Origin of the sequence: Methylorubrum sp. SL192 (assembly GCF_026672325.1) — a bacterium.
GTDB classification, from domain to species: domain Bacteria; phylum Pseudomonadota; class Alphaproteobacteria; order Rhizobiales; family Beijerinckiaceae; genus Methylobacterium; species Methylobacterium extorquens.
Genome location: NZ_JAPPQV010000003.1, coordinates 1,912,759 through 1,933,454, shown reverse-complemented (window position 1 = coordinate 1,933,454; position 20,696 = coordinate 1,912,759). Strand labels below are relative to the sequence as shown.

At 68.4% G+C, this 20,696-nt stretch carries 15 protein-coding genes; 7 read left to right on the top strand and 8 right to left on the bottom strand.

The features are described 5' to 3' along the window. Positions 1-50 precede the first annotated feature (50 nt). Positions 51-1,550 (top strand): 1-hydroxycarotenoid 3,4-desaturase CrtD, encoded by a 1,500-nt coding sequence (gene crtD / locus OVA30_RS09825; protein WP_268175325.1) that lies wholly within the window; start codon positions 51-53, stop codon positions 1,548-1,550. Next, positions 1,547-2,446: a carotenoid 1,2-hydratase gene (locus OVA30_RS09820; RefSeq protein ID WP_268175324.1), complete on the top strand. Its 900-nt coding sequence runs from the start codon at positions 1,547-1,549 to the stop codon at positions 2,444-2,446. Before crtD ends, OVA30_RS09820 begins: the two co-directional genes overlap by 4 nt. A 6-nt stretch (positions 2,447-2,452) precedes the next feature. On the opposite strand, the gene OVA30_RS09815 is transcribed toward OVA30_RS09820, so the two are convergent. Both OVA30_RS09815 and ftsY read right to left on the bottom strand, forming a co-directional pair. Further along, the gene (locus tag OVA30_RS09815; protein WP_015823064.1) at positions 2,453-3,073 is read right to left on the bottom strand and encodes a septation protein A; all 621 of its coding nucleotides are present in this window, start codon (positions 3,071-3,073) and stop codon (positions 2,453-2,455) included. A 142-nt stretch (positions 3,074-3,215) separates the two neighbouring features. Beyond that, the gene (gene ftsY / locus OVA30_RS09810) at positions 3,216-4,682 is read right to left on the bottom strand and encodes a signal recognition particle-docking protein FtsY (protein ID WP_182567371.1); all 1,467 of its coding nucleotides are present in this window, start codon (positions 4,680-4,682) and stop codon (positions 3,216-3,218) included. Positions 4,683-4,755: 73 nt separating this feature from the next. On the opposite strand from ftsY, the gene OVA30_RS09805 reads away from it, so the two are divergent. Next, the gene (locus tag OVA30_RS09805) at positions 4,756-5,475 is read left to right on the top strand and encodes an RluA family pseudouridine synthase (RefSeq protein WP_268175323.1); all 720 of its coding nucleotides are present in this window, start codon (positions 4,756-4,758) and stop codon (positions 5,473-5,475) included. A 40-nt stretch (positions 5,476-5,515) separates the two neighbouring features. Here the strand turns inward: OVA30_RS09805 and mtaB are convergent, their stop codons facing one another. Further along, positions 5,516-6,748 carry a tRNA (N(6)-L-threonylcarbamoyladenosine(37)-C(2))-methylthiotransferase MtaB gene (gene mtaB / locus OVA30_RS09800; protein WP_268175322.1) on the bottom strand — a complete coding sequence of 411 codons (1,233 nt, stop codon included), beginning with the start codon at positions 6,746-6,748 and terminating at the stop codon, positions 5,516-5,518. Beyond that, the gene (gene dapF, locus OVA30_RS09795) at positions 6,745-7,635 is read right to left on the bottom strand and encodes a diaminopimelate epimerase (RefSeq protein ID WP_268175321.1); all 891 of its coding nucleotides are present in this window, start codon (positions 7,633-7,635) and stop codon (positions 6,745-6,747) included. The genes mtaB and dapF overlap by 4 nt, the downstream gene beginning before the upstream one ends. Before the next feature lie 196 nt (positions 7,636-7,831). Between dapF and OVA30_RS09790 the strand changes: the two genes are divergently transcribed. Both OVA30_RS09790 and OVA30_RS09785 read left to right on the top strand, forming a co-directional pair. Further along, on the top strand, positions 7,832-8,593 hold the full coding sequence (locus tag OVA30_RS09790; protein ID WP_268175320.1) for a GyrI-like domain-containing protein: 762 nt from the start codon (positions 7,832-7,834) through the stop codon (positions 8,591-8,593). Positions 8,594-8,642: 49 nt separating this feature from the next. Then, positions 8,643-9,407 carry an endonuclease III domain-containing protein gene (locus OVA30_RS09785; protein ID WP_442786093.1) on the top strand — a complete coding sequence of 255 codons (765 nt, stop codon included), beginning with the start codon at positions 8,643-8,645 and terminating at the stop codon, positions 9,405-9,407. A gap of 31 nt (positions 9,408-9,438) precedes the next feature. On the opposite strand, the gene OVA30_RS09775 is transcribed toward OVA30_RS09785, so the two are convergent. Further along, positions 9,439-10,554 (bottom strand): SPL family radical SAM protein, encoded by a 1,116-nt coding sequence (locus OVA30_RS09775; protein WP_268175318.1) that lies wholly within the window; start codon positions 10,552-10,554, stop codon positions 9,439-9,441. Between the two features lie 104 nt (positions 10,555-10,658). Here OVA30_RS09775 and OVA30_RS09770 point away from each other — a divergent pair, with 104 nt between their 5' ends. Further along, positions 10,659-10,931, top strand: a complete 273-nt coding sequence (locus OVA30_RS09770; protein ID WP_268175317.1) for a hypothetical protein — start codon at positions 10,659-10,661, stop codon at positions 10,929-10,931. Between the two features lie 94 nt (positions 10,932-11,025). Then, positions 11,026-11,355: a YnfA family protein gene (locus OVA30_RS09765; protein ID WP_268175316.1), complete on the top strand. Its 330-nt coding sequence runs from the start codon at positions 11,026-11,028 to the stop codon at positions 11,353-11,355. A gap of 21 nt (positions 11,356-11,376) precedes the next feature. Here OVA30_RS09765 and glgB read toward each other — a convergent pair whose 3' ends face one another. From glgB to OVA30_RS09750, 3 genes are all read right to left on the bottom strand, one after another. Next, a complete protein-coding gene (gene glgB / locus OVA30_RS09760; RefSeq protein ID WP_012254087.1) occupies positions 11,377-13,731 on the bottom strand; it encodes a 1,4-alpha-glucan branching protein GlgB in 2,355 nt (784 codons plus the stop codon). 62 nt (positions 13,732-13,793) lie between these two features. Further along, a complete protein-coding gene (treS, locus tag OVA30_RS09755) occupies positions 13,794-17,060 on the bottom strand; it encodes a maltose alpha-D-glucosyltransferase (protein WP_268175315.1) in 3,267 nt (1,088 codons plus the stop codon). A gap of 171 nt (positions 17,061-17,231) precedes the next feature. Beyond that, a complete protein-coding gene (locus OVA30_RS09750) occupies positions 17,232-20,606 on the bottom strand; it encodes a maltotransferase domain-containing protein (RefSeq protein ID WP_268175314.1) in 3,375 nt (1,124 codons plus the stop codon). Positions 20,607-20,696: the final 90 nt, after the last annotated feature.

Genomic DNA, 20,696 nt, shown 5'->3' with positions numbered 1-20,696 from the left:
CACTGTTGACGTCGCGGATCAACGGTGATGCGAGGCGGAGCGCATTTTCGGTGGCAGAAAAAAGCGTCATCGTGATCGGAGCCGGCATCGGCGGGCTCGCGGCGGCGCTGAGCCTCGCCGCCTCCGGCCACAACGTCACCGTCCTGGAGCGCGCCGCGCGTGTCGGCGGCAAGATGCGCTCGCTCGCCGTGGATGGGGTGCCAGTCGAGGCGGGCCCCACCGTCTTCACCATGCGCTGGGTGTTCGAGGAGTTGTTCGCCGAGGCCGGCGCCGACCTCGGGTCGGAGATGCGGCTGCGGCCGGCCGCCCTGCTGGCCCGCCATGCCTGGAACGCGCACGAGCGGCTCGACCTGTTCGCGGATATCGACACCTCGGCAGCGGCGATTGGCGCCTTCGCCGGCGCGCGCGAGGCGGAGGGCTATCGCCGGTTCTGCGCCCGTGCCGCCGAGGTCTACCGCACGCTGGAAGGGCCGTTCATCCGCGCCGACCGGCCGAGCCCCATCGATCTCGCCCAGCGCGTCGGCCTTTCGGGGATCGGTAGCCTCTGGCGTATCCAGCCCTTCGCGACCCTGTGGTCGGCGCTCGGCGAGTATTTCCGCGATCCGCGCCTGCACCAACTCTTCGGGCGCTACGCCACCTATTGCGGCGCCTCGCCGTTCGAGGCGCCCGCCACGCTGATGCTGGTCGCGCATGTGGAGCAGGCGGGCGTCTGGACCGTCGAGGGCGGCTTGAGCCGGCTCGCGCGAGGGGTCGCGGATCTGGCCGAACGCCGCGGCGCGAAGCTGCGCACCGGCGCGGATGTGGCGCGCATCCTGACCGAGCGCGGCCGCGTCGCGGGGGTCGAACTCGTCGGCGGCGAGCGCATCGCCACCGACGCTGTGATCGCCAACGCCGACGTGGCGGCCCTCGGCGGCGGCCTGCTCGGGCGCGATGCGGCGGCGGCCGGCGACCGATTGCCGCCCCGCGAACGCTCGCTCTCGGCGCTCACCATCTGCACGACGGCGCGGGCGAAGGGCTTCGACCTCGCGCACCACAGCGTCTTCTTCTCGTCCGATTACCGGGCGGAGTTCGACGCGATCCTGCGCGGCCGCCGCCTGCCGCCGGACCCGACCGTCTACGTCTGCGCGCAGGACCGGGACGGCGACGGCGGTTCGGCCCCTGACGGGCCGGAACGCCTGCTCCTTCTCGTCAATGCCCCCGCCGATGGCGGGGAGCGTCACTTCACTCCCACGGAGATCGCCGCATGCGAGACGACCATCCTTCGCAAGCTTTCGGCCTGCGGACTCACGCTGGAGCCGACGGGACCGGGGACGATCACGACCCCGCAGGATTTCGCGGGCCTGTTTCCGGGGACGGGCGGGGCGCTCTACGGCCGGGCCTCACACGGCTGGACGGCGACCTTCAAGCGGCCGGGGGCGCGGACGCGGGTGCCGGGGCTCTATCTGGCCGGGGGCAGCGTGCATCCGGGGCCGGGCGTGCCGATGGCAGCGCAGTCGGGCCGGCTCGCGGCGGCGGCACTGCGCGCGGACCTTGCTTCGACGGGGCGGTGACGCGCGGGGGCTATGTCTGGTGGTACGTCGATGCCGTGAGCGAGGACGGGCGCCAGGGGCTCACCGTGATCGCCTTCATCGGCAGCGTGTTCTCGCCCTACTATGCCTGGGATGCGGCGCGCGACCCGTTCGCCCACTGCGCCGTCAACGTCGTGCTCTACGGCGAGCGCGGCAACCGCTTCGCCATGACCGAGCGCAACGCCGGGTCGCTGGCGCGGGATGCGACGAGCTTCAGCCTCGGGCCGTCCTCCCTCGAATGGGACGGCAGCGTGCTGACGATCCGCCTCGACGAGCGATCTTCGCCGGTCCCGCGGGCGGTAAGGGGCACGGTGCGGGTGCGGCCGCGGGCGCTGACGGCGCAGCCCTTCACCCTCGACACGCACGGCCTGCACCGCTGGTGGCCGATGGCGCCGGATTGCGAGGTTGAGGCCGCGTTTACCGCGCCCGCCCTCTCCTGGCGCGGCAGCGGCTATCACGACACCAATGACGGCGACGGCGCCCTCGAAGACGCTTTCACGGACTGGACTTGGTGCCGCGCACCGCTCAAGCGCGGTTCGGCCATCCTCTACGACGTGCGCCGGACCGATGGCAGCGGACAGAACCTGACGCTGCGCTTCGACGCCGACGGCACCCGCCGCGAGATGCGCCCGCCGCTTGCCGCCGGCCTGCCGCCCACCGGCCTGTGGCGGATGCCGCGCACGACCCGCAGCGACGACGGCTGCGCCCAGGTGATCCGTACCTTCGAGGACACGCCGTTCTATGCCCGCTCGCTGCTCGCCTCGACCCTCGACGGCGAGGCGGTGCAGCCCGTGCACGAGAGCCTTTCACTCAGGCGCTTCCGCAACCCGCTGGTGCGGCTGATGCTGCCGTTCCGGATGCCGCGGCGGATCGGCTGAGACTAGTCAGCTGGCGTTCGCCTCGGCCTCGTCCTTGCGCTCATAGCGCAGCAGCAGCGGCGTCTGGGCCAGGGCGAAGGCGACCGTGAGCGGCATGATGCCGAACACCTTGAAGCTGACCCAGAAATCCTCGGTCTGCGTGCGCCAGACGACCTCGTTGACGACCGCGAGCGCGAGAAAGAACAGGCCCCAGCGGAAGGTGAGCTTGCGCCAGCCCACGTCGGTGAGCGCGAACATGCTGTCGAGCACGACTGAGAGCAGCGACTTGTTGAAGGCGAGGCCGCCGAGCAGGACGAGGCCGAACAGCGTGTTCACGATGGTCGGCTTCATCATGATGAAGGTCTTGTCCTGCAGCACCAGCGTCAGGCCGCCGAACACGAGCACGACGACACCGGAAACGAGCGGCATGATCGGCAGCCGCCGCAGCAGGGCGAAGTGCACGGCGAGCGCGATCATGGTGGCGACGATGAACACGCCGGTCGCCACGAACAGCTTGCTCTCGGCCGCCACGCCGAAGCGCTCGGCATAGGCGTTGCCGAGGAAGAAGACCGTCAGCGGGCCTACTTCCAGCGCCAGCTTGAGGAGCGGCGGCAGGTGCCGGCGCGGCGGAACGCTCTCGACCTTCATGCGGACACTCTCACGATGCTCCTAGAGCGCATTCCGACGAAGTGGTCTCCGATTCGTCGAAAGAATGCGCGTCAAAACGAAGACCTAGAGGCGCTGACCGGATGCAATCAGGTCGGATGCGGCTCTAGGGGCAGGCAATCGGCTACTCCTTGGGAAGGCCGGTGATCGCCCGGGCAAAGTCCCGCGCGGCGAACGGCTCCAAGTCTTCCACGCCCTCGCCGACCCCGATGAAGTGCACGGGCAGGCCGAACTTCGTGGCGAGCGCCACCAGAATACCGCCCCGTGCCGTTCCGTCGAGCTTGGTCATCACGAGGCCCGACACGGGTGCGGCCTGCGAGAACAACTCGACCTGGCTCAACGCGTTCTGCCCGACGGTGGCGTCGAGCACCAGCAGGGTGGCATGCGGTGCCTCCGGATCGAGCTTGCGGATGACCCGGACGATCTTTTCCAGCTCCGCCATTAGCCCGGCCTTGTTCTGCAAGCGGCCGGCGGTGTCGATCAGGAGCACGTCGGTGCCGTTCTCCCGCGCCTCCTTGAACGCGTCGAAGGCGAGCCCGGCCGCATCCGAGCCCTGCGCCCGGCTGATGACCGGCGTGCCGGTGCGATCGCCCCACACCCGCAACTGCTCGATTGCCGCCGCGCGGAACGTATCGCCGGCCGCCAGCATGACGCTGCGCCCCTCGGCCTTGAACTTGAGCGAGAGCTTGCCGATCGTCGTCGTCTTGCCGGCGCCGTTCACGCCGACCGTCAGGATCACGTAGGGCTTCTTGGCCGAATCGATCTCGATCGGCAGCGCCACCGGCTCCAGCGCCCGCTCGATCTCGGTAGCGAGGATGGCGCGCACCTCGTCGGGCGAGATGCCCTTCTCGTAGCGGCCCTTGCCGACCGCCTCCGACATACGTGTCGCAGTCTCCACGCCGAAATCGGCCTGGATCAGCGCGTCTTCCAGATCCTCAAGGGTCGTCGCATCGAGCTTGCGCTTGGTGAACAGGCCCGTCACCCGGTCCGACAGTGCGGAGGAGGTGCGCCGCATTCCGGCGGTCAGGCGCGACCACCAGCCCTGCTTCTCGCTGCCCTCGACCGCGCCGGACACCGCATCGCTCGCGAGTGCCGCCGCGGAATCGACCGGCTGGATATCGACCTCGACCGGCGGTTCGGATTCGGCCGCGGGTGCAGGCGTCTCCTCCTCGCTGCCGGTCAGGCGCGACCACCAGTTCCGCTTCTCAGCCGTCTCGGTGGGGGCGGGCGCCGGTTCGCTCTCGGCAGAAATCTCGTCGGGCTGCGGTGCTTCGCCGGATGGCGGCTGCGGCTCGGGCTGGAGGTCGGCGCCCTCCAGTTCATCGGGGATGCGATTCTTGTCGGGATCGTCCGGCGCGGGCTCGCTCACCGCCGGCGGCACGTGGGCGACGTCGTCCGCCGCGGTGGTGAAGACCGGTTGCCCCTCGGATGCGGAGGCGGGCGACAGCGGATCCGGCGTGGCCGATTCCCCGGCCGGCGTTTCCTCGGCCGCTGCGTCCTCGGCCGGCACCGGCTCGGGGGACTTGGATTCGGGCGCGCCCTTTCGCCCGAACAGGCGTCCGAACCAGCCGGGCTTCTCGTCGTCGCTCATCCGCGTCCCTTGTTCAAAATCTTGCCCTGCTCAAACCTTGCCCGCGACGATCCGACATTCTAGCCCGTGGAGCATGAACGCGCGTGTTTCAGTGTCGGATCGCACCGTCGGACCGGAGATAGGGCCTCCGCTCCTCTACCGCGATGCCTTGATGCTCGTCATCGACAAGCCAGCGGGTTTGCCGGTGCATCCGGGCCCGAAGGGTGGGCCGACGCTGACCGACCATCTCGACGCCCTGCGCTTCGGCCTGCCGCGCCGCCCGGAAGCCGCGCACCGGCTCGACCGTGACACGTCGGGCTGCCTCGTGCTCGGCCGACACGCCAAAGCCTTGGCGCGTTTGAACCGCCTGTTCGCCGACGGCAAGGTCGATAAGACCTATTGGGCGCTGGTCGAAGGCGGCCCCGAGGCGATGGAAGGGCGTATCGACCTCCCGCTGGCCAAACGTTCGGACGATCCGCGCAGTTGGTGGATGAAGACCGATCCGGCCGGTGCACCCTCGCTGACGCTCTACCGGGTTCTCGGTCGGAGTGAGGGATTATCCTGGCTCGAACTGAAGCCGGTCACGGGACGGACCCACCAATTGCGGGTTCACTGCGCGGCGATGGGCTGGCCGATCCGCGGCGACGCGATCTACGGGAGCGCGGGACGGGACGGGCCGGGCTTGCAACTCCATGCGCGGGGTTTGAGCCTGCCGCTCTATCCGAAGCGTGAGGCGATTGCCGTCGAGGCGCCGGCGCCCGCGCATATGCGGGCAGGGCTCGAGGCGTGCGGAATGACCGCTTCCGCCCCGTAGATCCCGCTCCGGCCGGGGAACACAGATGGGCGGGTCTCGTTCAGGCCGCGAGCAGAGCCTGCCCGTCATGCCCGGTAACGGTGATCTCGCGAATCTCTCCGGCGGGCACCGGCCCGGAAAAACGCACGAGCGAGAACGCCTCCGTCCGGCCGGTATCGCCCCGTTCGGTCAGAACGCGGCGGCGGGCGCCGACTTCGCCGTCGAGGTGGCGGGCGAGAGCCGCCGCACCGGCTTCGCGCAGCCGGGCGGCCCGCGCGCGGACCACGTCGCCCGGCACCGCAGGCATCCGCGCGGCGGGCGTGTCGGGGCGCGGCGAATAGGGGAAGACGTGCAGATGCGTCAGCCCGCATTCGGCCACGAGGTCGAGGGAGCGGGCGAATTGCGCCTCGGTCTCGGTGGGAAACCCGGCGATCAGGTCGGCGCCGAAGACGAGGCCGGGCCGCAGGTCGCGCAGGGTTTCGCACAGGCGGATCGCGTCGGCACGCGAATGGCGCCGCTTCATCCGCTTGAGGATCAGGTCGTCGCCCGCCTGGAGCGAGAGGTGGACATGCGGCATCAGCCGCGGCTCCTCGGCGAAGGCAGCGATCAGCTCGGCATCGGCCTCCACCGAATCGATCGAAGAGAGGCGCAGCCGCACGAGATCCGGCACCTCGGCGAGAATCGTGCGAACGAGGCGCCCGAGGCTCAACTCGGAATCGAGGTCGCGACCATAGGCCGTGAGATCGACGCCGGTCAGCACCACCTCGCGCCCGCCATGCTCGACGATGCGGCGCACCTGCGCCACCGCCTCGGCGAGCGGCACGGAGCGGGAATTGCCGCGCCCAAACGGAATGACGCAGAAGGTGCAGCGGTGGTCGCAGCCGTTCTGCACCGGCACGAAGGCGCGGGTATGCCCGCTCATGGTGGTGATGTGCGTCGGCTCGGCCGTGCGGACGGCCATGATGTCTTCAGGCGCCGGCGCGGTGCCGCTCTGCCAGCTCTCCCGCCTCAGCTTGGACGCGTTGCCGACGAGGCGCGCCACCTCCGGCATCGCGGCGTAGCTTGCGCGCTCGACCTCGGCGCCGCAGCCGGTCACGACGATCTCGGCGCCGGGCCGTTCGCGGGAAAGCCGGCGGATTGCCTTGCGCGCCTGCCGCCCGGCCTCGGCCGTGACGGCGCAGGTGTTGACGACGACGAGGTCGCGCCCCTCGGCGCCAGGCTCGGCATGGCCGCGCAGCACCTCGGATTCGACGGTGTTGAGCCGGCAGCCAAAAGTGAGCGTCTCGACGCTCACCCGTCGATCCCGGCGAACAGGTCGGGCGAGAACGTGCCTTCGCCTTCGAGATAGACGGGGCCGGTCATCAGCACGTGGTCGTCGGCGCGCCACTCGATCGAGAGTTCCCCGCCGGGCAACGCCACGCGGGCAGCCCGACCGATCATGCGCAGGCGCGAGGCGGCCACGACCGTGGCGCAGGCGGCCGTGCCACAGGCGAGCGTCAGCCCCGCGCCGCGCTCCCAGACGCGCAGCTTGATCGTGTCGCGGCCCGTCACCTCGGCGATGGAGATGTTGGCCCGCTCGGGGAAGATCGGGTGGGCCTCGAGCAGCGGCCCGATGCGGCCGAGATCGTAGCTGTCGGGATCGCGCTCGACGAAGAAGATCGCGTGCGGGTTGCCCATGCTGACGGCGGCGGGCGAATGCAGGATCGGATCGTCGATCGGCCCGACCTGAAGCTCGATGCGGCGGGTATCGAGAAACGGTTCGGCGAGCGGGATCTCGTCCCAGCGCAGGCGCGGCTGACCCATATCGACGGTGAAGGAGCGCTCGGTGATGCGCTTGACCGCGACCAGTCCGGCCTTCGTCTCCAGCGTCAGGGCACCGTTCTCGGCAGGCCGCGCCATGGCCGGATCGTCGAGCAGCGCGTAGCCGACGCAGCGGGTGCCGTTGCCGCAAGCGCCCGATTCCGAGCCGTCGGTGTTGTAGATGCGCATGAAGGCATCGGTGCCGGGCGTCACGGGATCGTGCACGACCATGAGCTGGTCGAAGCGCGAATGCACGTCGGCCGCGATGGCGCGGGCCTCGGCCGCGGTCACCCGGACCGCAGTTCCGCGCAGGTCGAGCACGACGATGGCGTTGCCGGCGCCGTGCATCTTCAGGAAGCGGCGATTTGCGAGAGGGCTCACGAGAGGGCTCCAAGAGGGCTCATTGGACCTCTGACGACCTTGTCTGCGGAAATGCGGGGGTGGCGCGGCGTATATGGCAAAAGCCGCCAGCCTGCGAGTCGGGAACGAAGAGCCGCAACGTCGCGCCGCAACGGTCTCGCGCGGGGCGTGTTTCGGCCCTACCCTGTTCGAACCGGCCAATCGGAGCGTCACCACCTTGACCCGTCTCGCCACCCTCGCCGCGGGCCTCCTCGCTCTCGTCCCTTCGTTGACGACTGCGTCGCTCGCCCAGAACGCGCCGCCCCCCACCAACGCGCCCTCCCCTGCCGAGGCGAACCCACTGCCGACCACGACCGTGCCGGACACCACGAAATCCGGCCCCGATCCGGCAGCGCCCGCACCTCAGCAGGTCCCGATCCCGCGCCCGGCCCAAGCCGGCGCGGCCCAGGCGGTCACGCCTCCGCCTTCGGCGCTGCCGACCCTCGTGACGGTTCCGGGCGAACCGAACGACGTCGATGAGGTGACGCTTCCGGCCAAACCCGTGGCGATCCTTGCGGGCGAGACCAAGTGGGAAGAGGCGCGGGCCAACCTGCGCAAAGCCTACAAGACCATCGGCGAGACGCTGGCCAAGCTGAACCTCAAGCAAGCGGGCCGGCCGATCGCCCTGTTCACCAAGACCGAGGATGACGGCTTCCAGTACGAGGCGATGATCCCGATCGAGGCTGCACCCGCGCAGGGCGCGGAGGGCGGCGACGTCAAGTTCGGCTCGAACCCGAGCGGCAAGGCCCTGCGGTTCAAGCATAGCGGCAGTTACGAGGAGATCGACGGCACCTACGAGACGCTGATCGCCTATCTCGACGCCAAGGAAATCGCGGTCCAAGACCGCTTCCTCGAAGAATACGTCACCGACCTCGGCGAGGGTGCGGACGACAAACTCGACATCAACATCTACGCGCTGCCGAAGGAGCCGGCGAAGTAGGGTTGTCGCGGGCCGGGAACCGCCGAATCCCTTCGCGGATTCGGCTTCCATGACGCTTTTCCCCGACACAGCCCTCCCGGCGGCAGCCCGCCATCGCCGCCGCGAGGCACCGGCCGCCGCGTCCGAAGCCCTGAAGGACAAGGCGCTGAAGATCCACCGCCGGCTGTGCGGCGTCTACGAGTGCCCGATCCCGTATTTCCACAGCCTCGATCCGCTGTCGGAGCTGATCTCCTCGCTGCTCTCGCATCGAACCCGCAACGCCGATTCAGGACGCGCCTTCAAGGCGCTGCGGGCGCGCTGGCCCGATTGGACGGAGATCGAGGCGGCATCGGTCGAGGAGATCGAAGCGACGATCCACGGCGTCACCTGGCCGGAGCTGAAGGCTCCGCGCATCAAGGCGGTGCTCGCCGCGGTACAGGAGCGGGTCGGTGCACTCACCCTCGACTTCCTGGGGGATATGAGCGTCGATGAGGCGCGCGGCTGGCTCGAAGCGATCCCCGGCATCGGGCCGAAGACGAGTGCCGCGGTGCTATCGTTCTCGACGCTGCGGATGCCCGCCCTGCCGGTGGACAGCCACCATCACCGCGTTGCCCAGCGCACCGGGCTGATCGGTGCTAAGGTCGATGTCGGGCCGAGCCACGCGGTGCTGCGGGCACAGCTTCCGGACGATTGGTCAGCGCAGAAGCTCTACGACAATCACGAGGTGCTGATGCTGCACGGCCAGCGCGTCTGCTTCCACCGCTCGCCGGCCTGCGGACGCTGCGTGCTGCTCGATATCTGTCCGACGGGTCAGGCGAGGAAGGCCGTGGGCTGACGCTTTATCCAGTCGCGCGTGTCAGCCTCTCTCACGTCCAATAGAGGATGCGCGCCGTCGGCAGGCGTTCGGCGATCCGCCCGGTAAGATGAGCGCGCATCGCCTTCATGAGATCGTTCGGAAACACGTATTTCACCGAGCCGAACTTGGTGAGCTTGCGGGTGCGCTCCGCCTCGCGCATCGGCAGGTCGGAACCCGGATACCATCTCTCGAGCACCGTCTTCGAGCCCGGCGTGAAGCGGTGGGTGATGAGTTCGACCGTCAGATCGGGCGCGGCCACACCGGACAACGCCTCGGCCGCGTCGCGCAGCAGGGCGTCGTAGGCGTCCGGCCATCCCTCGACGGGTAGTATCGGCGCGATGGTGAGGCCAACGGGATAGCCGGCCCGGGCGACGGCACCCATGGCAGCGAGCCGCTCGCTGAGCGGAGCGGTGCCGCCTTCGTAATGCGCCGCCGCGGCCGCGTTGACCGAGAAGCGGATGCGGGTGCGGCCGTGATGCGGCAGGTCGAGGAGCGGTTCGACCGCGGCGAACTTCGTCGTGAAGCGCAGTTGCACCGGCGCGTCCCAGGCGCCGAAATGACGGATCGCCGCCGAGAGCGAGCCGGTGAGATGCTCGATCCCGAGCGGATCGGTGTAGCAGGACGCCTCGAAGGTCGTGCCCTCGGCCGCCCGCGCCTCCGAAGCGCTGGTGACGCCGCCCTGCCCCAGATAGTTTTCGAGATTGCCGAGGATCGCGTCGAGGTTGGCGTAGACGCGTGTCACCGGCGGCCCCGAAAGCGAGCCGGCGAGATAGCAGTACTGGCAATGCGCCGGACAGCCTTCCGCGAGATCGAAGCGCCAGTCGGCGCTCGGCGGAATCGGTTGGAGCTTCAACTTCGTCGGCGGTGCGGTGACGATGGCGAGCGTGGCCTTGGCCTGGGCATAGGCCCGGCGCGGGTTCTCGTCGTCGCGCAAGCCGGTGAGCCGGTTGCTCTTCAGGCGCTCGATCGGGAGACCCAGGTCTTCCGCCTGCGCGACCATCTGCCGGCCATGGGGGTGTTCGAGGGCGGCCGGGGTCACCAGCACCCGGCGCGGATGCCAGAGACGCGCGGAGCGGGGCCGCGCCACGGGCCGGGCATCGGCCTCCTCGGTCAAAACAAGGGTCATGCCGCACCAACCCTCAACCTGTGCCGAAGGTCCGGGGATGCGTCCTTTCGGAACCCTGGAAGGCCTCGGGCGCTGTTTTCGCGCGAAGATCTTGTGAGGTGTCGATGTCGGAGCTGGAGACGAAACGCGCCGCGATTGCCGACCTTCTCGCCCGGATCGAAGGCCTCGATCCGCGAAATGTCGAGGCTCTCGATCGGCGGGTGGATGCCGTGGTGGACGGCTTCGATCCCGGGGCGCCGGAGCCGTCCGATCCGGCCAGGGCCGACCTGCACCGTCTGCTCAGATCGTACCGCAACCTTCGCGATCTCCCCGCCGACCGCAACAACGTGCAGCTTGCCGAGAAGGGCGAGGTGTTCGCGCCAGAGGACGACGCCTGACGCGCGCTCCGGCGCCGTGATGCGTCGGAAAACTGGGCCGGATGACCGGTTTCGATGACTTGGCAAGGAGCTCGGCCCGCGCCAAGCGTCGCCGATGACCAAGACCCTTCTCGCTTATTCCGGAGCCGCGTTGGCTGAGATCGCCGGCTGCTTCGCCTTCTGGGCGTGGCTGCGGCTCGATCGGTCGGTCTGGTGGGTCGCGCCGGGGCTCGTTTCGCTCGCCCTGTTCGCTTGGCTGCTCACGCTCGTCGAGAGCGAGGCGGCCGGGCGGACCTATGCCGCCTATGGCGGCATCTACATTGCCGCCTCGATCCTCTGGCTCTGGGGCGTCGAGGGACATCGCCCCGACCGCTGGGATCTTGCTGGCGGGGCGATCTGCCTCGCCGGCACGGCGGTGATCCTGTTCGGCCCCCGGAGCGGCTGAACCGCTCCGGGGTCGAGGAGATCAGCCCTCGCGAATCAGGATCAGGGTCGAGAGCGGCGGCAGTGTCAGGCTCAGCGAGTGCGGCTGGCCGTGGCTCTGTTCAGCCTGGCTCTGCACACCGCCCATATTGCCGACATTCGAGCCGCCATAGCGCTCGGCATCCGAATTGATCGCCTCGCGGTAGAAACCGGCCGTCGGCACGCCGACGCGGTAGCCCTCACGCGGCACCGGCGTGAAGTTCGACACGACGATGGCGACCTCGCCCTCTGCCTTGCCCTTGCGCGCCCAGGCGATGACCGAGTTGTCGGAATCGTCCGCCACCAGCCACTGGAAGCCGCTGGCCTCGACGTCGCGCGAATAGAGCGCCGGGGTCGAGGTGTAGACGTGGTTGAGGTCGCGGATCAGATCCTTCACGCCGCCGTGCAGGGGATCGTCGAGCAGGTGCCAGTCGAGCGACTGGTTGTGGTTCCACTCGCGCTCCTGGCCGAACTCGCCGCCCATGAAGAGCAGCTTCTTGCCGGGATGCCCCCACATGAAGCCGAAATAGGCGCGCAGATTGGCAAACTTCTGCCAGCGGTCGCCCGGCATCTTGCCGAGCAGCGAGCCCTTCCCGTGCACCACTTCGTCGTGGGAGAGCGGCAGCACGAAGTTTTCCGAGAAGGCGTAGAGCAGGCCGAAGGTCAGGTTGTGGTGGTGGTAACGCCGGTGGATCGGATCCTCCGACATGTATTTCAGGGTGTCGTGCATCCACCCCATGTTCCACTTGAAGCCGAAGCCGAGACCGCCGGTGTAGGTCGGGTGCGACACGCCCGGCCACGAAGTCGATTCCTCGGCCACCGTGATGGTGCCCGGCGCGTGGCTGTAGGTGGCCTCGTTGGTCTTGCGCAGGAAGTTGATGGCGTCGAGATTCTCGTTGCCGCCATACTGGTTCGGAATCCACTCCCCCGCGCGGCGCGAGTAGTCGAGGTAGAGCATCGAGGCCACCGCATCCACGCGCAGGCCGTCGAGATGGTAGTGCTCAAGCCAGAAGCGGGCATTGGCCGTGAGGAAAGCGGACACCTCGACCCGGCCGAAATTGTAGATGTAGGTGCCCCAATCCTGGTGGAAGCCCTGGCGCGGATCGGCATGCTCGTAGAGATGCGTGCCGTCGAACAGGCCGAGTCCGTGGGCGTCGAGGGGGAAGTGCCCCGGCACCCAATCGAGCATCACGCCGATGCCGGCCGCATGCGCCGCATTGACGAAATCCACGAAGTCGTCGGGCGTGCCGAAGCGGCTGGTTGGCGCGAACAGCGAGACCGGTTGGTAGCCCCAGGAGCCGTCGAACGGGTACTCCGTGATCGGCAGAAGCTCGATATGCGTGAAGCCGAGGTCCTTCACGTACGGGATCAGCCGGTCGGACAGCTCCTTGTAGGTCAGGTAGCGGTTGCCCTCGTCCGGCACCCGCGCCCACGAGCCGAGATGGACCTCGTAGACCGACATGGCGGCGTGGCGCGGATCCTTCTCGCCGCGCGTGTCCATCCAGGCCGCATCGTTCCACTGCGGCTCGTTGAGACCCTGGAGCACCGAGGCCGTCTGCGGCGGATGCTGGGCGCGGAAGGCGACCGGATCGGCCTTCAACGGCAGCACGGAGCCGTCGGGGCCACGGATCTCGAACTTGTAGTTCTGGCCGGCCTTGAGACCCGGCACGAACAGCTCCCAGACGCCGCCGTTGAGCCACAGCCGCATCGGGTGGCGCCTGCCGTCCCAATCGTTGAAGTCGCCGACGACGCTGACGCGGCGGGCATTCGGCGCCCAGACCGCGAAGCGGAACCCGGCGATGCCGTCGAGCTCGCCCGCATGCGCACCGAGCACGCGGTAGACGAGGTTGCTGCCGATCAGGCGCAGGCCGTCGATCTCGCTCTGTTCGAGCGAGGGGCCGAAACCGTAGGGATCGTGACGGCGGGTGCTGGTGCCGTCCCAGGCCTCGACCTCGATCTCGTAGAGGGGTCGACCTTCGCTCTTCACGCTCGCGACGTAGAACCCATCGGGATGAACGCGTTCGAACGCGATGCTCTGCCCGCCCGTGACGAGGCGCGCTGCCTTCGCCTCCGGCAGGATCGCACGGACCTCCCACGTACCGGGCGCAACCTGATGCGGCCCGAGGACGCCGAACGCGTCGCCGTGATCGGCCGCCATCACCGCCGCAATGGCATCGGGATGGAGGTGGCCATCGCGCGCTTGCGAGGCGGAGCGGCCCACACGGGGAGCCCCCTCGCCGCCAAGCGCATCCGACGACCGGGGCGCGCGCGGCGCCTCGGTCGAGCCTGACCTGTTCGGGACGTTGGCGGCCGCCTGCCCCTCGTTACGAGCCGCGGCCTTCTCGTCCAGAGCCGTCATCCAATCACCTCTCTCGGAAGCGCTCCCGGGCCATCAAAGGGTGGCGCGCGGGAGCGCGCAGGTCACACCGAAGCGCGGTCGCGCTTGGCTTCATCCAGTATGTTGAGAACACCACGTGCTGGGATTTCGATCCAGTCGGGGCGGTTGTTCACTTCGTAATCGATCTCGTAGAGCGCCTTGGTCAGCAGGCTCAGACGCAGCAGACGGGATTGCGTCTCCGCATCCTCCACCGCAGCCCGGCTGCCGGCCACGGCTTGCCCGTAGCCGTCAAGGAACGCTGCATCGATCATGCCGCGCCACGCGATCGCTGCATTGCGCGCCCGTTCCTCGCTGTCGCCGAAGCGGGCCGTGATCTCACGCACCACCGTTTCAGCGCCGTAGGCGAAGGAGCGGAGCATGCCCGCCACGTCGCGCATCGGCGTCGATTTGGCCCGGCGCTGCTCCACCGGACGCGAGGGCTCGCCCTCGAAATCGACGATGATGAGATCGCCCTCGGAGGCGAGCACCTGCCCGAGATGGTAATCGCCGTGGATGCGGGTCTTCGTGGCACCCCGCAGCGGGCCGGAGGCCAGATCGGTGATGAGCGCCTCGACCTCGCTACGGCGGGACGCGAGCGCCTCGCTAGCCGAGCCCGGCGACCAAGCAGTGATCGCGTCGAGCCCCTTGAACGCACGCGCGGCCTGATGGCGGGCATCATCCGCAAGCGAAGCGAGATCCGCCTCATCGAAGGGCTCGACCGCGAAGGCCGGATCGTCGGTGTCGATGGCGAAGGCCCGGTGCAGTTCGGCCGTGCGCTGGCCGAGCAGCTCCGCCCAGCGCAGATGCGCATTGAAGGCATCCTCCGGCGCCGGCGCCTCGCTCTCGGGTGCGAGCACCACGGTCTCGAAGTCGCGCCGCAGGCCTTCCAGCATCAGCGTCCAGGCGTCGCCCTGGTTGAGGACGAACTTCTGGAGCAGCGCCAGGGCGGTGCGGGTGCCGTCCGCAGCCACGTGCTCCACCACGCCGAGCAAAGCCGGCGTGTTGGCAAAATGGGCCTGCTCGGTGAGGAACCGGCCGATCTCGATCTCGGGATGCGTGCCGGGCTGGAGGCGGCGCAGCAGCTTGAGCATCATCCGCGCGCCGATGGCGATCGAGGTGTTGCTCTGCTCGGCCGAGAGGCGGCGCACGTCGGCGGCCTCGAACGGCACCTCCGGATCGTAGGCCGAGGTCGTCGAGAAGACCAGGCTCCCGCGCTCGGACGGGATCGTGACGCCGTCGCGCATCGCCTCGATCAGGGCCACGGCGAACGGCGCGGCGGCGGCTGCCTCGTAGAGCAGGCCGGTCCGGGGCCCGCGGCGCACACGGGCGACCGCATGGTCCAGCAGGGTCTCGTCCTCGCGGCCCTCCTCGACGGCCAGCGGCACGAAGTAGTCCTGGCGCTCGCCGTTGGCGAGGGTCACCGCCACCCGCGGCAGCAGGAACTTGCCTTCGCCGGAGCCGTCCTTGACGATGGCGCTGTCATCGACCTGCACCGACTTGATGCGCGTGCCCTTGGCGCCGAACCAGCGGCGCGAGGCGATGAAGGGCGGCGCCACCGTGCGCTCGAACGCGGTGCGCTCGCGGCCCTTGATCAGGGTCTCGATGCCGCCGGTGAGCACAAGGGTGAACAGTTCCGGGCTCTGCGGCTGCGGGCCGATCTCGCCGGTATTCGCGACCGAGAGGGCGAACCAGTAGAAACCGTAGGCCGGCAGGGTCAGCAAGTAGGGCAGTTCGCCGATTGCCGGGAAAGCCGTGCCGCCGGTCAGCTCGATCGGGATCGCGCCACGCAGGTCCGACAGGTCGAGCTGCACCGCCTGCGGGGCCCGCGAAAGGTTGGCGACGCAGAGGATGCGCTCGTTCTCATGCTCGCGAATCCAGGCGAGCACCTTGCGGTTCGCCGGATACAGGAACTGGATCGCGCCGCGCCCCAGCGCGACCGAGTTGTTGCGGATCGCGATCATGCGCCGCGTCCAGTTCAGCAGCGAGGTCTGCGCCTGGATCTGCGCCTCGACGTTGATCGCGTCGTAGCCGTAGATCGGGTCCTGGATCGAGGGCAGGAACAGCTTCTGCGGGGTGGCCCGCGAGAAGCCGCCGTTGCGGTCCGGCGACCACTGCATCGGCGTGCGCACACCGTCGCGGTCGCCGAGATAGATGTTGTCGCCCATGCCGATCTCGTCGCCGTAGTAGAGCACCGGCGTGCCGGGCATCGACAGGACGAGGGACTTCATCAGCTCGATCTTGCGCCGGTCGTTCTCCAGCAGCGGCGCGAGGCGGCGGCGGATGCCGAGATTGATGCGGGCGCGCCGCTCGGCGGCGTAGAACGACCAGAGGTAGTCGCGCTCTTCCGCCGTCACCATTTCGAGCGTCAGCTCGTCGTGATTCCGCAGGAAGATCGCCCACTGGCAGCCCTCGGGAATCTCGGGCGTCTGGCGCATGATGTCGGTGATCGGGTGCCGGTCCTCCCGGGCGATCGCCATGTACATCCGCGGCATCAGCGGGAAGTGGAAGGCCATGTGGCATTCGTCCCCGTCGCCGAAATACTGCGCCGTCTCCTCCGGCCACTGGTTGGCCTCGGCCAGCAGCATCCGGTCGGGATACTCGGCATCGAGCGCCGCACGGATCGCCTTGATGACGTCGTGGGTCTCGGAAAGGTTTTCGCAATTCGTGCCGTCGCGCTCGATCAGGTAGGGGATCGCGTCGAGCCGCAGCCCATCGACGCCCATGTCGAGCCAGTAGCGCATGACCTCGATCACGGCCTCCAGCACGGCCGGGTTGTCGAAGTTCAGGTCGGGCTGGTGGCTGTAGAAGCGGTGCCAGAAGTACTGCTTGGCGACCGGGTCCCAGGTCCAGTTCGACACCTCGGTGTCCAGGAAGATGATGCGCGTATCGGAATACTTCTCGTCGGTATCCGACCACACATAGAAATCGCGCTCAGGGCTTCCGGCAGGCGCCTCGCGGGCGCGCTGGAACCAGGGGTGCTGATCGCTGGTGTGGTTGATGACCAGCTCGGTGATGACGCGCAGCCCCCGCTCGTGGGCAGCAGCCACGAAGCGGCGGAAATCTTCCATCGTCCCGTAGGACGGGTTCACATCGCGGTAGTCGGCGATGTCGTAGCCGTCGTCGCGCAGCGGCGAGGGATAGAACGGCATCAGCCAGATCGCCGTGACCCCGAGGTCGCGGACATAATCGAGCTTCTGCGTCAGCCCCTCGAAATCGCCGATCCCGTCATTCGACGAGTCGAAGAACGACTTGACGTGGATCTGGTAGATGATGGCGTCACGGTACCACTGCGGATCGCTGCGATCGATCATCCCGTCGCTGCCTCACGTCACTTTCGAGAGCGGAACCGGGCCGTGTGGCACCGGGCTGCGAGCCTCCTCGGCCCGCTTCTTGGCGAGAACACGACGGTGACGCCGTATTCCGCCGGATCTAGAGCGCGCCGCACCGAAAGTGGAGGCCGGTTCGGTGTGGGGCGCGGGTCGTCAGGCGCGCCGAGGCCGAATCCGCCAGACGATTGCCGAGCGGTCGGCCGGATCGAGGGCGATTCGGTGGTTCTTGCCGTAGAGCTCGAACTTGTAGCCCAGCAGCAGATCCTCGACCTCGACCGCTGCATCGTCGGGCAGGCCGAGCAGATGCAGCGGCACCTCGTAGGTGCATTCCTGGCGGTTCTTCGGGTCGAGGTTGACCATCACGAACACGCAGTTGTCACGCTCCGGCGTCACCTTCGCGTAGGCGATGATGTTGTCGTTCCAGGCACCCGTGAAGTGGATGTTCCGGAAGTCCCACAGCGCCGGATTGTCCCGGCGCGCCTGATTGAGCTTGATGATGTGGTCGCGGATATTGCCGGGGCGATGATAGTCCCACGCCTTCAGCTCGTATTTTTCGGAGTCGAGATACTCTTCCTTACCCGGATAGGGCGCGGCCTCGCATAGTTCGAAGCCGTTATAGATGCCGTAGATAGAGGACAGCGTCGCAGCGAGAGTCGCACGCACGATGAAGCCCGGCCGCCCGCTTGTTTGCAAGTAGTAGGGATTGATATCCGGCGTATTCGCAAAAAAATTCGGACGGTAGTACTCGCCCATCTCGCCAGCCAGTTCCAGCGCGTACTCGGTCAGCTCCTGCTTCGTGTTGCGCCACGTGAAGTAGGTGTAGCTCTGCTGGTAGCCGGCCTTGGCGAGCTTCTTCATCATCTTCGGCCGTGTGAAGGCCTCGGCGAGGAAGATCGCGTCGGGATACTGCGTGTTCACCTCGCCCAGCATCCACTCCCAGAACGGGATCGGCTTGGTGTGCGGGTTGTCGACCCGGAAGATGCGCGCACCTTGGGCGCACCAGCCGAGGACGATGTCGCGCAGCTCGATCCAGAGCGAGGGCAGCGCCCCGCCGTAGAAGTGGACGTTCGAGATGTCCTCGTACTTCTTGGGCGGATTCTCGGCGAATTTGAGCGTGCCGTCGGGCCGCCACTCGAACCACTCTGGATGCTGCTTGATCCAGGGGTGGTCGGGCGAGCACTGGATCGCGAAGTCGATCGCGACCTCCATGCCGTGGGCGTGGCTCGCGGCAACGAGCTGGCGGAAATCCTCCAGCGTGCCGAGTTCGGGATGCACGGCCTCGTGCCCGCCCTCCTCGGAACCCACCGCGTAGACCGAGCCGACATCGCCCGGCTGCGCCTTCAGCGTGTTGTTCTTGCCCTTACGGTTCGTCTTCCCGATCGGATGGATCGGCGTGAAGTAGAGCACGTCGAAGCCGAGTTCGCGGATCTCGGGCAGGCGCCGGATCACGTCCGCGAAGGTGCCATGGCGGTTCGGATCGCCCGATTGCGAGCGCGGGAAGATCTCGTACCAAGCCGAGAACCGGGCTGCGAGCCGGTCGGCGATGACCGGGATGTTCACGGGATAGCGCGAGAGATTCACCCGCTCGGCGTTGCGCCGGACCAGCGACATGGTCTCCGGTGCCAGGATCTTCTCCAGGATCACCGGCGAGCCTTCCGGCTCGGCGGCGAGCGAGCGGATCAGCCCGTCGAGCCGCTGCTTGTCGGCCCCGCTCGCCAGATCCTCGGCGATCTGGATCAGCTCGACGCCCTCGATCGTCTCCAGCCGCACATCCACGCCGGCATCGCGCTTCTTCAGGGTGTCGCGCACCCAGGACGAGAAGCCGTCGCGCCACGCCTCGATCGTGAACTCGTAGCGGGCGTTGCGCTCGAGCGGGAAGTGACCGGCCCAGCGGTCGTTGTCCACGAACACCATCGGGTCGCGCCGCCACGTCTCCTCGCCGACGACGCGAGAGAGAATCGCCGCGTTGATGATCTCGTGACCGTCGGAAAAGATGTCGGCCTCGACGCGCACCTGCTCGCCGACGACGCGCTTCACCGGCGAGCGGCCGCCATCGATCTCCGGCGTCACCGCCTCGATGACGACGCGGCCCTTGCCCTGCGGCACGGTCGCGGGCGGCGGTGCGGCGACCTTCGCGCGCTCGGCCACGAGGATGCGCAACTCGCCCGGCAGCAGATCAATGCTGGCACCCGGATGGAAGGCGATCGGCTCGGCGTCGGGCGTGCGGTCGTCGAACGGGCCGAGTTGGCCGCCGGTGCGCTCGATGAGGCGGCCGGCATCGACCGGGACCGGAACGTCGCCGGGATTGAACAGGAGGAGCGTCGCCGAATGCGCCGAGGCCGGGTGGCCGGTATCGGTGCGGAACAGGGCGGTGAAAGGCGCATCGGGCGCCGAGAGCCGCATCTGCGCACCCTCGACATTGGCAGCCGGAATCGAAGCCTTCAGCGCGTTGATCGCCGTCACGTAACCGGAGATGTCGATCCCCGTATCGTGCTCGCGGGAACCCGGCGTGGTCTCGACGACGTGCAGCGCGCGGCGATACCCCCACTCGTAGCCGATCGGCATCAGCACGCCGGCCGAGAAGAAGGCGGAGAGGGCGTAGCGGGTCTTCAGCCGCTGGGCGACCGCCTCCGCCCCGCCGGGGATGTCGGCGGCGAGTCGGCTCATGTCGTGGTTCTCGGGGAAGGCGATGGAGGGCGCGACCACCCGCAGCCGCTCGTACTGCTCCAGAGCCCAGGGCGCCTTGAGGTTCCACCACGCGAAGGAATTGAACAGGTAGTCGAAGCCGGCGCCAGCCGTCGCCTGCGCCTCCTCGAAAGTGCAGCCCAGCGTCTCGGCAGCGAACAGCGTGTCGGCCTCGCGCTGCTTGGCGGCCTGGATCAGCGCGCGCCAGACATCCGGCGGCACCTTGTAGGCCGCGTCGCAGCGGAAGCCGCGCACGCCGAGCCGTTGCAGCCGGGCAATGTAGCCGTCGAAGATGCGGATCAGCTCACCCCGAGCATGCTCGGAATGGTAGTCGAGTTCGATCAGGTCGCCCCAGACCGTGCGCTTCGACGGATCGTCGGGATCGATCGCCGCCGGGCTCACCGGCTTACCCTCGGCGTCGCGCACGAACAGGTCCGGCCGGTCGTGGAACAGGCGGGCGTTGTCGGCGGTGTGATTGATGACGAGGTCGCTCATCACCGACACGCCGTGCGACTCGGCGGCCCGGCAGAACCGCGTGATCTGCTCGTCGTCCGACGTGCCGTCACCGTCGCGAAACCGCTCGTCGAGCGCGTCGAGATCGGCCACCGCATAGAGGCTGCGCGAGCCGCCGGTCTGGTGGAAGGGGTTGAGATAGACCCAATTGAAGCCGAGCTCGGCGATGCGTGGCAGTTCCGCTGCCCAAGCCGAGACCGTCCCGACGAGGAGCGGGAACAGGTTGTAGATGCGGGGCCCCTCCGCGCGGGGTGCGAAAGCGGCCGGAAGGGCCACCGTCTCCGAGCCGGTCCGGGTCGCGGGCGTCATCGCGGTGTTCGGTGCGTTCATGGATCGCCTCCGTCTTGTCGCTTCTCGCCAAGCGCGTTCTGATGGATCGAGGCCGTGGTCCGGCATTGACGAAACGCCGACCGACCAAGC